Here is a 13,407-nt window from a genome sequence, read left to right on the forward strand (position 1 = left end):
TGAGTAGGGTTATCCCAAAAATGTAGAACTAACTCTATAATGGATGCGAATCCATACCTGATATTCACCCCAGTATAGATTACAATATGTCTTTCTGTATGACTCAGAGAGTCAAGTTCTATGCTATTTTAACTGTCTGAGCTGCTTTTCCGAAATTTGCACAGTTCTGCCTTTTCTGAAGATGCATGAAGAACCTGTTTTTTTGGAAGGAGCACCGAGTATGTTATATGTGTTGTAGGGTGATCATGAAAAATGTGCACTGCTTGTTACACGTGCTCTGAATGCGGTAGCTAGGTGACATAATGCTCATCTCTTTAGCAGCTTTTTTCATCAAGAAGTGACCATATATTCTATAGTTGGTCCTGCTGTTATGCTTGAGCATCATGTCACCTACTGTGCTACTTTAACTTTCTGTTAGCTTTCCTAAGATTTGCAAAAAAGCTATTCTCTCCAAAAGACGTGTCAATACTCTACTATCCCAGCATATGTCTCCGTAAATGTAAGGAGAAGGAGGTATGAGTCTTGCGGTTTCCGATCAGTATACTTTCCAAATTATTTTAGTATAGGTTGTTGAGAGGGTTCAGAAGCCAGCGAACATTACTGGTGGCAGATCTAAAAGATGTATAAATATCTTGGGTTTCTCTGGTGGAAGAGATACAAGTCTGTTGTATGTGTGGCAGTGCCAGTAAGGGCTATCCTGGAAAATCTGCAACTGATTCTGTGATAAAGGCTATAGGTGCAGTAGTGAGGTGACATAATGAAAGCTTCACTTCACAAAGAATGTATATACAGTTGTTCTTGCTTTTGTGATGACGCAGTATGTTGCCTGCTATTTTAACTTTCTGAGCTGCTTTTTCGAAATTTGCGAAGTTCTGCCTTTTTTGAGGATGCATGAAGAACCTGTTTTTTTTGGAATGAGCACCGAGTCTGTTATGTTATATGTGCTGTAGGGTGATCATGAAAAATGTGCACTGCTTGTTACACGTGCTCTGAATGTGGTAGCTAGGTGACATAATGTTCATCTCTCTGACAGCTTTTTTCAGCAAGAGGTGACCATATATTCTATAGTTGGTCCTGCTGTTGTGCTTGAGCATCATGTCACCCACTGCGTTACTTTAACTTTCAGCTAGCTTTCTCTGAAATTTGCAAAAAAGCTATTCTATCCAAAAGATGTGTCGATACTCTACTATCCCAGCATACGTCTCCGTAAATGTAAGGAGAAGGAGGTATGAGTCTTACAGTTTTCTGATCAGGATACTTTGTAGATTATTTGAGAGTTTCAGGATTAAAGACTTCAGAAACAGGAGGTTCAGCTACAGGAGATTTAGCTACGGGAAGTACAGCTACAGGAGATTGAGCTATGGGAAGTTCAGCTACAGGAGATTTAGCCGCGGAAGATTTATTAATTTTAGGTACAATAGTGGGCCTTGTGACGGTGAGTAATTTTATGGCATTGCAATTTACTGCAGCTCCTCCGATACGTTTTGTCGTATAAAATTTTACAAAAGATTTCTCAGTGTACGGGTCGCGCAGTATACGCATATCTTTATTTTCCACTATCTTGTAGGCACTTTTGAAGTCGGCTATTGCTATGATACTATTACTCCCATCAGAATACATAGGCATATCTGAAGTTTGATATACTGGAATACCTAGTAGCATTTCATCTCCTGAATTTCCTACTTGCAATAAATACTGTCCTGTGTTGGATTTGAGTGATCGAATTTCTTGTAATATGCTGCGATTCATGAGAAAAGCAGCTCGCGATGAAAAGTTCTCGTTTAATGAATAGAACAATTTTATAATCGCGTCTGTATTCAGTGTTTCTACTTTGACTCTCTCAATTTGGCCAGGGCCAGTACCCTCGTCATAAGATAGTATGCCTGTCGGCTGTGATGCTCCGCTGCCTGAGATAAATGCCTGATTCTCTTTCCGACTAAAAGCATCTACTAAGTTATTCATAAGCCAGCGTTCTAGGTCTATACACGTATCTTCTAAAAGATTTTTTGCCAGTTGTGGTTGTGCATAGAGTTCAAATAAACGAATATTAATATGGGATAATTTGGGTGTGAGACTTTTACTAACTATAGTGTTGTGATCGCCACTCCATCCTACGAAAGTTTCTTGGTTGTTTGAGATGAGGTACTCTAGGCTATCACTCGATATTTTCTCAATTGAGCACAATTTTCTCATTATTGAGTTTTGAGACAATAACTTATCGAAATGCAAGTGGATTTTTTTGGGTATTAAGTACGAAAAGTTAGTATCAGGAACAGCGGCGGAAGTTACAAATATGTTTTTGCATTCTAATGCTTGATGGCCGTGAGTTATATATTGGCGCAGAGATTTGTATTCTGGTGTTTCGGGATTTTCATTCAAGTTTATCGCATTACGTTCGGTTTCTAGTTTATCTAGTCGATTGGCGTAATGGTCAAATTTACTATTTATGTCTTCAAGTTGTTGCAAAAGCACATCATTTGTAATGTGTTTGTTGTTTATATTTTCTGTTTTGTTTTCTTGTATAGGTGCTAAGTCTGCATCACACTGAGATAAGAATTCTGTGATGCCATCTTTTACTTCTAAAGCGGCTGTTGTCATATAATTTCCAGATAAAGATTATGATGTGGGTAGTAATAGTGGAAAAAAAGCGAAAAGCTCTTTTACCCAGACTATTATTCACAGGTTTCTTACTATGGGTAAGCAATAAGTTCATATGTTGAATGATGGAAGTGTTTGTCTTTCCTATATCTCGGTTTTATACCGTAACTTGGGTTATGCTATGGAATAGAGCTTTGGTTATTGCTGCCAATTTTATAGCTAGGCAATAGGCCGCGTGCCCGTTTAGAAGGGCAGTTTTATACTGTCTTAGGGTTAATACTAAGAGCATGCTGTGTTTAGTTGTTACTATGTCAAAATTACGTATCACATGGGTTTCGTGAGAATAATGGTCGTGCAGGTATTACTATGTAGAATTATGATAAATGTGATACTGGTGTGGGGGTTACAGTGTTCATCACCGCTGTAATGACTACGTAGCCTGAGCCCTGTAAGACATATTCCACGCAGTTAGTTTTTTGCTGTAGGGAGGAGAAGTGAATCTTTGTATCCCAATGTCTCTGCATTAAGCTAAAAAGCTCTATAAAAGCTTGTTAGAACGTGCATGGGCATGATTCCGGAACCGTGTTGCTATTATGGTTAAGTGTTGAACGCAAATTCTGCAGGAGCATTGTAAAAGAGCACATGGGAATCCTACATATGTGTACTGTCTTCATGTATAACTGCAAAATGTGAATGCGAAAGTTCATGATTAACCTTACGCGCCTGTGGCAACTCAAATAAAAATGGGATTTTTAAAAGAGAGTATGTGAAAGACTTTCTTACTTGATATCTCGCGGTCGTTTCTGAGGCCACGTATACTTATAGTGCATAGATGCAATTGGCCTCTAGAAAATCGTCCTGCCGGTGCCGCACCACGGGCTGTATTGTATGGAAAAACCATCATAGCGGCAAAACGTAATACAACCCATAGTCTCATTATAGCCAGCTCATTAGGCTTGCAAATGTAGGTCCACTGTGGTGCAAAGAGTCGGTCATTCACCGCTATTATTAGTGCAATCGTGTTCACGCTGTGGATAGCCTAATATATGAACATGAAAATGATGCACTATTTGTCCAGCAGATTTCCCATGATTTGTTACTAGCCTGTAGCCGCCAGTATGTAAGTTAAACTGGCGTGCAATTTTTCCTACAGTCTTAAAAAATTCAGACACGTCATACCCAGATTCGACAAAGTCGTCAAATGACACAAATTTTCCTTTAGGGATCACCAAAACATGTACAGGGGCTTCTGGTTTTATATCGTGAAATGCCAGGACATTATCATCTTCGTAGACTTTTGTGCACGGCAACTCCCCTCTAAGGATTTTTGCGAATACGTTGTCGTTATCGTATAGTGATGGTTCCATTTTACCTCGTACCTTTACCATGTGTTTCTGGGCCTCTATTCTGTGCGCTTACTAAAGGAGTGACAGTAGGATTCCCTTGTGTTTGCGCTGAATCATCATGAGAAACATCGCTTAGTCCTCTAGCAGCAGAAAGCACCGCTTGTTGCATAGCCGCTGCTCCTTGGTTGGTGATACCGCTGCTGCCATGCACACGATCCTCTGAGTCTCTTAGGAAGTGTGCTTGCTGAACGGCCTGATCGGTGCCTGCACCTGAAGAAGGTCTGCTAGGTGACGCATCTCCGCTCAATGAGAAAATGCGTTCTTCTCCATTTGTAGTAGAGTTTCTGCGGGTTGTATCACGGGGTGAATTTTCTTCTTGATCAGGTGCCTGAGATCTATTTTTAGCGTCTGCTGATGCAGATTTTTCACTATTTTCTTGAATATCACTGTCAGGTTTTGATTGTGCAGGAGGAGTATGGCTTACTGGAGCAAGAGCATTCATATCTTTTGTTTTTGCTTGGTGCATTAGCTCTTTAGCAATGGACTTGGCCAGTATTTTACTTCCAACACCTAGAGTGCCCAGTACCAGTTGTACTTCTTTTTCTACCTCTTCCTCTGATTTATTTTTTGTGTCTATTTTTATCACTAGCATTCTAGTGAAGCCGTCGCCTGTGCGCTCTACGGAAATCTTACCACCTGTTTCTTCCAGCTTTTTTCTAAGATCTAAAAGCGCACCACACTCGTTTTTAGCTCGGTTATGATCCATTCTGGCGCCAATATCCATTCCTGGATTTAAACCTTTACTACTTGGATCTAGTTCTCCTACGTCACTATTATCCAGTGCTTCTAACATCTGTAAGGCGCCTTCAGATACCCTTCCATCGCCAATTTGCAGTACCAACTGCCCTGTTTGAGCATAGTGCGAACTTATTTTTGTGCCCCTCTCTTTATCCCAGGGGAGATTCTGCATCTCAGAAGCGCGATGGTAAAAAGGCTTTCCTTTACCCATGAGGCCATTAAAGAAATTTCCTGTTGTACCTAAGAGATTTCTTGAGGTTCTCGCGCTAGTATTTTCAGTGGCTGGAGCTGTGAATCCAGAAACAATGCGCGCAGCGACGTTCCTAGATGTAGTCAGAATTCTTCTTATTAGCATAAAATTACCACGGATGATGTAGGATTATAGAGACCTAATACTTTGAACGCAAAAAAATCAAAAAATTATTAAGTAGAAGTGCGGACAGAATTAGGTAGGAAAACATTTATGTTGTGTTAAAATGCCAAAACTGAACTTAGCATTCGTAAATTAATAGCTACTTAAAAGTGAGTAATAATACTGAGTATACGCCTGTTCTTAGGCAATATAGAGCGCTAAAAGAGCAATACGGTGAGTGTTTACTACTGTACCGTTTAGGGGACTTCTACGAGCTTTTTTTTGAAGATGCAGTTATAGCATCGAAGACTCTAAACATAGTTCTCACCAAAAGAGGCACTGATACTCCTATGTGTGGTGTTCCTTATCATAGCAGTGAGAGTTACATAGGGAGATTGGTAAAATCTGGATACAAAGTTGCAGTATGTGAGCAGATTGAAACTGCCGAGGAAGCCCGTAAAAGGAGCGTTAGAGCTTTGGTACGTAGGGAGGTTACCCGGATAGTGACTCCTGGTACACTGGTAGAAGATAGCCTATTAGATGCTAAAGAGAATAACTATTTGGCATGTATTTCAAATATTGGGGAGAGATACGGTGTTGCATGGATGGAGTTATCCACCGGATTGTTTCACGTGCGTGCAAGTAAGTTGGAAGACTTAGATAGTGAAATACAGCGTTTGGGTCCCAGTGAGCTATTGATTTCGGACAAGCTTAAGGAGCAGCAATCTATGGAGCTTGTGCTGAAGAGGCATCGCTGTGCTATTACTAGCCATAATGAGAGTTTTTTTGACTCCAAAAGAGCGGAAAAGGTTTTGTGTGGGGTATACGGAGTTACTACTGTACAAGGATTAGGTGATTTTGAAGAGGTAGAAGTATCAGCTTGTGGTTCTTTGCTTGAGTACGTTAGAATGACGCAAAGAGGTTCTCTTCCCAAGCTTAGCTACCCAAAGGTTCGAGATAGTAATAGTTTTGTTCTGATAGATGGTCCTGCACTGAGGAATCTTGAACTATTTTCTACACAGTCTGGCGAGAAGAAAGGGTCTCTGATTTCTACTATTGATCATACTGTTACCGCTATGGGTAGCCGTATGCTGAAGAGGTATCTCGCATTTCCTGTGGCCTGTCATAATGTTATAAATGGTCGCCAAGATGCTGTTGAATTCTTTGTGAGTAACAGGTCTCTTTGTGAGGTGATTAGGGGAGTTATTAATGGATTTCCCGATATTGAGCGCATATTGACTAGGGTAAAGTTTTCCAAGTGTTCTCCGAAAGATATACATTTGCTTGGGCGGGCATTAAGCAAGATTTTTGAATTATCAAGGATAATCAGCAGGTCTACTCATGCGATAATTTCCAAGATTTTGGTTTCATTGGGTGATCATAGAGACTTGCTGAAGCTCATTAGTGAGGTAATGCTTGAAAACAATGCAACCATTACTAAGGACGGCGGTTTTATAAATCCAGGATGTAATGAGCGGCTGGCAGAGTTAGCACGTATTCAGAACGATAGCGGTGTATTGATACAGAGGTTGCGCGATAAGTATAGAGCTCTAACAGGTATTAGTAGCTTGAAAATTCTGTCTAACAATTTGCTTGGGTACTACATCGAGGTATCTTCTTCGTATAAAGTAAGTGACGAGTCTTTTGTTCGTAGGCAGAGTCTGGCTAACAGCACGCGCTATACCACTGCGGAATTGAAGGAGCTTGAGGAAAGGATAGTTTCAGCGCAAAGCGAAAGTGCAGACTTAGAAGCGCAGATTTTTAAGGGGCTGTGCTCAAGGATTGCTGATGAGTGTCAGGATATAGGGTTAGCCGCAGAGGCTGTTGCAGAGTTGGATGTTCTTACGACGCTTGCTGAAGTTGCGGTGGAAAATAATTATGTAAGGCCTATTGTTGATGATAGTAAGCAGTTTAAAATAGTACGAGGTCGTCATCCAGTAGTAGAAGTAGGAACGGATTTTATTGCGAATGACTGTGATCTTTCAGAGGGGAACAGTATGTCTCTCATTACCGGGCCAAATATGGCAGGTAAGAGCACGTTTTTGAGGCAAAATGCTTTAATAGCAGTTTTGGCTCATATAGGGTCATTTGTTCCTGCTGAGCACGCGCATATAGGGGTGATAGATAAAATATTTAGTAGGGTAGGTGCATCGGATAACATAGCGCTTGGGCACTCTACTTTTATGGTGGAGATGGTAGAGACTGCAGCGATTTTGAATCAAGCAACTTCGAAGTCACTGGTTATTTTAGATGAAATTGGCCGTGGAACCGCTATTAATGATGGCCTTTCCATAGCTTTAGCCGCTATTGAACACATACATGATGTTACAAAGAGTAGGGCGATATGTGCAACGCACTATCATGAGCTACCAAAACTTAGTTCGCATTTTGAAAATATCAGGTTTTTTTGTCTTAGAATTGAAGAGTGGAAGGGTGAAGTGGTGTTCTTGCATGAGCTTATACCGGGCATTTCGAGTAGATCTTATGGTATACATGTTGCGGGGCTTGCGGGGTTTCCGAAGGGTGCTTTAGAGAGGGCGAAGTTTTTCATGAGCAAGTTTGATGAGGCAGAGCACTATAGAAGCATAGATAGCATTGATATTACTTCTGGACGACATATAACTGATGAGTGAGCGTATTACGGTCTGTTGCAGAATGCGTTATTATCATCGTGTAGTTAATTGACAGTAAGATGATGGTATATCTGCAGGTTTTTGTGTTTGCAAAACAGTAGCTTGTCACGCATTTATGAGTGTGATTTTGGAATTGTAATATGTAGCAACAGTACTTGCTATATGCCCTGACTGTTGGTATCAATTCAATACTGCATAAGAGATACATATGGAAGATATGTTTCAAAGTGCTATTCGGAGACGTAAGATCTTTAAGGGGAATAGATATTCAGTGACATTCTACAGTGAGGGTGGAAGATGTGATAACGATCTTTGTGGGGTTATAATCTCACACCTAGAGACTTTGAATATATTGCATCATCCAGAATATGCGACCTCGATAAGCAGCTATATTCCAGATCTCAAATTGACCAATATAGAGCTGTTGGATGTGGTATTGGAAAATCTAGCTAAACTTCTCGATATATATTCTGCGTCAGGATTTGCTCCGCTAAGAAGTTTGTGGCTAAAGAAAGCGCATGCGCTAAACTCACACGTCTGCATAACAACAAGCGATGGAATCACCCATGAAGGTACGTTTACCGATATTGGTCTTGACGGTTCTATAGTATTGAAATCTGGTGAAGATACCTTGAAGCTAGACTATGACTCGATGTTATAATAGCCATAACGGGAACTATACTGCTATAAGCTGCGGGTTTGTGGAGAATGCATGATAAAGACAAGGGTTTGTTCTAAAATCTCATGAGTACTACTGAGGCTTTATATACGATACGTTGGCCTTTGTGCTGTTAGTGGCAATTCCTGCCCAACTATTTTTACAATGTTTTTCCTGCGTACGTGACGAAGTTATCACATAGAAAGGAAGAGCACTTGCTCGCACTCAAAGGCAATTCACTCGGAATAGCTGAAGTGATAGTATAAAATCTGTGATACCTAAGTGGTGATAGATAGTGATGAGAAAAACGTTTTCTGAAACCAAGGGTAATCCACCCAATAGCTGACTAATTGGCATCAAAATTGGTAATATCTAAAGTTTCCATGGGTAGTGATAACGAAAACCTCAACTCAAAGGTAATACGCCATGCGGAAGCGGAGCAGTACATAAAATCGGTACAATCTCAGTGATTATAGTGACGAGCAGGGCGCTTACTAAAACTTAAAGGCTAAAGGCAATCTACCCGGAATAGCTGAAGTGATAGTATAAAATCTGTGATACCTAAGTGGTGATAGATAGTGATGAGAAAAACGTTTTCTGAAACTTAAAGAAACCCGCTAATCATATAATCATAGCTAAACTATACAAAAATCAGCAACACTTCCGTTATTCTAGTGATAAGCAAAACCCCAATACATAAACAATCTACCAGCAGTAGCTGAACTAGGAGAAGATAATTAGCAACGCTGTCATGATTATGGTGAAAACAAAGACACTCACTGACAATCCACCTAGAGCAATGGCGAAACTAACAACATCTCAATGATTATTATGATAAGAAAAACGCTGCCTGAAACTCAAATGGAGTTTACGCAACAGCCAAAAATGTCTATGTAAAGATGCAGATGTTGCTGCAAGTGGTACTTGTAACTTGTAAACTGGAAAAGCAAATATTTTTCTTGGTGCCGCCCTAAAAGCCTGAAAAATTTAAAGAAATGTTACTGCTCTAGTCATTCATAAAATGCAAATAGCCTACAGAAGGAGTATTTACTGCTATAGGCTTGAAAGTGCAATCGTTATTTACTATTTTTTATACATATCGCAGTACAGAGATTTTACGCGCTACGCCTGTGCATCATAGCCGTATTGCATCAATATACGCGTGCAGATTAATCTATTAGAAAAAGTAGTATAAGGGTTTAGATAGCATACTCCATTCTGCATGGGACGTGTGGGGTTTTTCCCTGCATGGCTACTATGGCGTGCTCCAAATGTACAAGTGAACCGAAAGCTGTATACCGTGAGCTCTTTTTATTGTTAGTGGCAGGCAGAACAACAATGTGATGCACACCTTGTGCGTACCATATGTGTTTTTGTGAGTATTAGTCATTGAATTTGTTATATCTTGAGTAATACATGAGATATGATCTACCTGTTTTTGAGAATATTGCGAAATGCCGCTTTAGTTCGTTCATCAACACAGGCGGCTGTGTGTTTTGTTTCTCACGGTTTAGCAGATTATCAGGTCTTGGTGATGAGTTTAAAAGCATATTTTCCCCAAGACCCCTTTATGCGTTTGAAAAGAAATTCTAGGTGCAGTGAAGTGCATCCTATTATCTACCCTGGGGATAACAAACGTGGCATTCATTAAGAAATGGGCTCTTTCGTAAGATAAACACGCATATCCACACAATTTTACGCTGTTCAGCCAATATTTATATAAGATTGTGGGATAAAAAATGCCAATACAGTAGCAGTTTTGTTTCTTATGGTTGAGTACATATATCAGGCCATGTTGATAGATGATCATGCAGCTGATTTTTTTTGCAAGATTATCTGTACGTTTAAGGTAGCAAAGAGATTTAGTAGTGTAGCAGAATATGTCTTGCTGCAGATAAACACAAATCTTTACCCAGGAGCGCGCTCCTCTAGGAAAGGCATGGCTCTTTCTGAGATCAACCGCATGTCCACGCAATTTTATGCTGTTCAGCCAACATCCCGAGATTGTGGAATAAAAAAATGCCAACACAGTAGTAGTTTTGTTTTTTATGATTTGGCACGTATGTCCGGTCCTGGTGCAACCTGATCGAGCTTGAAAGCAGATTTTTTCACAAGATTCATAACCAGATCCACTTCTTCTTCAGTGTAACCAGAAAGCACGATATCTTCCCTAGTAGCAAATCTGTCTACTAATAAACTTAGAATTCCATCAAGTTTATCGTACTCAGGCAAAGTATCTTGATCAGTCTGATTAGGTTTTAACTCTGCTGAAGGGGCCTTTGTTATTATATTTTCGGGAATTACATGCATTTTTCTACAAAGTGAATTTGCGGGAATATTGCTGTTACGCCACTTCACAAGATCATAAACCTTTGTCTTATATACATTGTTAATCGGAGCATATCCCCCGCAAGTATCCCCGTATAACGTCATATAGCCTGTCAGCAATTCCGACTTATTTCCCGTAGCTAGAAGAAGAAGCGAGTTAGCATTGCTGATGGCCATCAAATACATCCCCCTAATTCTAGACTGCATGTTTTCTAGTGCATTATTAGGAGTAGGAGTATCAATATATGTCTTTAAACTCTCAATACAAGTGCAGAACGCCTCTTCTATCGATACAACTTCATGATGCGTTCCAAGAAGTTCTGCGCACCTTTGTGCGTCGGTTACGCTGGACTGAGAGGTATGTCTTGTGGTCAACATAAATGTATGCACATGCTCTGCCCCTAGAGCGTCAGAAGCTATAGCAGCGACGAGCGCGGAGTCTATACCGCCAGATAACCCCAATAGCACACCGGAGAAACCGCTTTTTTTTACATAATCCCTCAATGCTAGCACCAGCATTTGATACGTAAACACATCCCAGTCCATGTTCAGGGACTTTAGCTCAGCAAGACTAAAAACTTTATCGGTTTTGAGACTATGCAATTGGGAGTGCGCATTTAGAGTATGAGATTCCAATACTCCAATGTTAGGGCTCTGCTCAACGTGTTTTGAAGTGGATAAAACCCCTTCAGTTACACTTCTCTCTGAAGTAGGAGATGCATCAAGGGTAAGATTCTCCGACGCAGAGATACCGGAAGTACAATTGTGATCCGAAATATGTTCTGAATGCGCTCTAGGAACTCCATCAGCGCACGTTACTATGCTGTTCGTAGCTGTAATTTCAATAATCCTAGCGTCTTCCTTACAAAGTGCCAGTGTAGTGGCATTTATTCCATCGTGTATTAAAGACCCCCCTGCAAAGACATCGCTGCCATACCCTCCCAGTATGTTAAGATAAATAAATGCTCGATGGTTCTGCATTATAGAAATTGCAGCATTGGAACTAAGCAAACTGTAGTAGCTATACTGTGACCTTCCTAATAGTATTAGTACATCTATATCGGTGGGCACATTTTGATATGCACCATGCCAGGTTTGCGCATTTGAATGTGCAGTATGTTCTTCCAATAGCAATGCTATACGCAAGCCACCTAAGCTTAAAACAATATGTTTCTCTGCTGCATTGTACGAAGAAATAGGAAGCTCTATAAGTTTCTCGTAGTTACCGTCTGATATGAGATATATAGCTTCAGTCAACACCCCATCTTGCAGCGCCAGCCCTCCTATAATAGCACAAGCGCTACCTATACTTGAAGCTAAGCTCTCCAGGTGTTTGTTACAAAGCTGCAAAAGGTTTCCAGAAAGCAGGGGAGCCTTGTCAAAGTATCCGCAAACTGCATACCTGCTAAATAGCACAATATCTCCGGCCGATGCCTCTCTACATTCCGCAAGTATCCTCTCACAGTTACTATGAACTGCATTAGGGCCATAATTTAGCTGCTTTACGAGTATTCTTGTCACTACACATCACCCGCGCCGCGTAACTTCCTTGCAACTTCCAGCGCGGCATAGGTAATAATATTTCGTGCGCCAGCACGCTTCATACTCAGCAGTGCCTCGTGCATACATTGTTCATAATCCAACCATCCCTGCAGGGCCGCGGCCTTCAGCATGGCATACTCCCCACTAACCTGATAAGTAAGCACAGGTATATCAAACGTGTTGCTTATGGAAGAAAGGACATCTAAGTAAAAAATTCCTGGCTTGACCAGTATCATGTCAGCCCCTTCATCAATATCAAGTTGTGCTTCTAGCAGCGCCTCTCGGGCATTTGCAGGATCCATATGGTATGTGCTTTTATCCACAGATTGAGATGCTGTACGCGACCCAACCACTACGCGGAATGGCCTATGGAGGTGTGAGCAAAACTTTGCGGCATAAGACAAAATGCTTACGTGACTAAATGAACAATTATCAAGGAATTCACGTATGACTCCAACCCTACCATCCATCATTTCAGAAGGGGCTACTACATCACACCCAGCTGCAGCAAGGACAACCGCTTGCTTACACAATACATCCAACGTGGCATCATTATCCACTACCTCATTTACGACAATCCCATCGTGCCCAGAGGTCGTGTACGGATCTAAAGCAACATCTGCCATCACGCCTATATCAGGAACAGATTCCTTGATGAGTCTTATTGTTCTGCAAACTAAATTTTCTGGATTACAAGCCTCAGCAGCATCAGGAGACTTCTCACAGTCTGCAGGAAATAGTATGACAGCACTAATGCCTAAGCTGTGAGCCTCCTGAGCGAGATTTGCCGCTTCCGTCATTGAGACTCGCCTCATGCAGTCCAACCCTTCTAATACTACAGACGCTTCATCTTTCTCATGGATAAATATAGGCAAGATCAGATCCTTGGGATGTAACACCGTCTCCCTAACCATGGCACGCATCCACCCGTGAGCGCGCTTACGTCTAAGTCGAGTTTTTGGGAACTGCATACTCAAAACACAAAATACCTGCTCTGAGTATATTTTTTTTGTAAGATGACATCAATCCATTTGTATTGGGTTATTAGAAATTAAGATAGTTAGTAATTTTTCCTACTGTGACGTGACACGCATATGTGAAATTTCTTGATGTATACATGCAGATAATTGACGCTGACGTATATTGGAGATA

Annotated in this window: 8 protein-coding genes; 3 read left to right on the forward strand and 5 right to left on the reverse strand. The window is 40.9% G+C overall.

Features of this window, described 5'->3' with window-relative positions; translation table 11 throughout:
- Positions 1–1,266: 1,266 nt before the first annotated feature.
- The 3 genes from APHWEB_RS04405 to ats1 all read right to left on the reverse strand — a co-directional run bounded on the left by APHWEB_RS04405 (position 1,267) and on the right by ats1 (position 5,097).
- A complete protein-coding gene (locus tag APHWEB_RS04405) occupies positions 1,267–2,598 on the reverse strand; it encodes a phage major capsid protein (RefSeq protein WP_011450954.1) in 1,332 nt (443 codons plus the stop codon).
- A gap of 992 nt (positions 2,599–3,590) precedes the next feature.
- Positions 3,591–3,965, reverse strand: coding sequence for a histidine triad nucleotide-binding protein (locus APHWEB_RS04410; RefSeq protein WP_011450953.1), 375 nt, complete (start codon positions 3,963–3,965; stop codon positions 3,591–3,593).
- 1 nt (position 3,966) lies between these two features.
- Positions 3,967–5,097 carry a type IV secretion system effector Ats1 gene (gene ats1 / locus APHWEB_RS04415; RefSeq protein WP_020848986.1) on the reverse strand — a complete coding sequence of 377 codons (1,131 nt, stop codon included), beginning with the start codon at positions 5,095–5,097 and terminating at the stop codon, positions 3,967–3,969.
- Positions 5,098–5,264: 167 nt separating this feature from the next.
- Between ats1 and mutS the strand changes: the two genes are divergently transcribed.
- The 3 genes from mutS (at position 5,265) to APHWEB_RS06070 (ending at position 10,471) form a co-directional block, all read left to right on the forward strand.
- Positions 5,265–7,727, forward strand: a complete 2,463-nt coding sequence (gene mutS, locus APHWEB_RS04420) for a DNA mismatch repair protein MutS (protein ID WP_011450950.1) — start codon at positions 5,265–5,267, stop codon at positions 7,725–7,727.
- Positions 7,728–7,935: 208 nt separating this feature from the next.
- Entirely contained in the window at positions 7,936–8,388 is a 453-nt protein-coding gene (locus tag APHWEB_RS04425; RefSeq protein ID WP_020849363.1) for a hypothetical protein, read from the forward strand.
- 1,765 nt (positions 8,389–10,153) lie between these two features.
- On the forward strand, positions 10,154–10,471 hold the full coding sequence (locus APHWEB_RS06070) for a hypothetical protein (protein WP_020848985.1): 318 nt from the start codon (positions 10,154–10,156) through the stop codon (positions 10,469–10,471).
- Here APHWEB_RS06070 and nadE read toward each other — a convergent pair.
- Positions 10,432–12,234 carry an NAD(+) synthase gene (gene nadE / locus APHWEB_RS05810; RefSeq protein ID WP_011450945.1) on the reverse strand — a complete coding sequence of 601 codons (1,803 nt, stop codon included), beginning with the start codon at positions 12,232–12,234 and terminating at the stop codon, positions 10,432–10,434. The genes APHWEB_RS06070 and nadE overlap by 40 nt on opposite strands.
- Entirely contained in the window at positions 12,234–13,226 is a 993-nt protein-coding gene (hemB, locus tag APHWEB_RS04440; protein WP_011450944.1) for a porphobilinogen synthase, read from the reverse strand. The genes nadE and hemB overlap by 1 nt, the downstream gene beginning before the upstream one ends.
- Positions 13,227–13,407: the final 181 nt, after the last annotated feature.

This window comes from Anaplasma phagocytophilum str. Webster (assembly GCF_000964685.1).
In the GTDB taxonomy this organism is placed as follows: Bacteria; Pseudomonadota; Alphaproteobacteria; order Rickettsiales; family Anaplasmataceae; genus Anaplasma; species Anaplasma phagocytophilum.

Coding starts and splice junctions, on each gene's coding strand:
- APHWEB_RS04405 (WP_011450954.1), bottom strand. CDS start 2,598: ATGACAACAGCCGCTTTAGAAGTAAAAGATGGCATCACAGAATTCTTA.
- APHWEB_RS04410 (WP_011450953.1), bottom strand. CDS start 3,965: ATGGAACCATCACTATACGATAACGACAACGTATTCGCAAAAATCCTT.
- ats1 (WP_020848986.1), bottom strand. CDS start 5,097: ATGCTAATAAGAAGAATTCTGACTACATCTAGGAACGTCGCTGCGCGC.
- APHWEB_RS04425 (WP_020849363.1), top strand. CDS start 7,936: ATGGAAGATATGTTTCAAAGTGCTATTCGGAGACGTAAGATCTTTAAG.
- APHWEB_RS06070 (WP_020848985.1), top strand. CDS start 10,154: ATGGTTGAGTACATATATCAGGCCATGTTGATAGATGATCATGCAGCT.
- hemB (WP_011450944.1), bottom strand. CDS start 13,226: ATGCAGTTCCCAAAAACTCGACTTAGACGTAAGCGCGCTCACGGGTGG.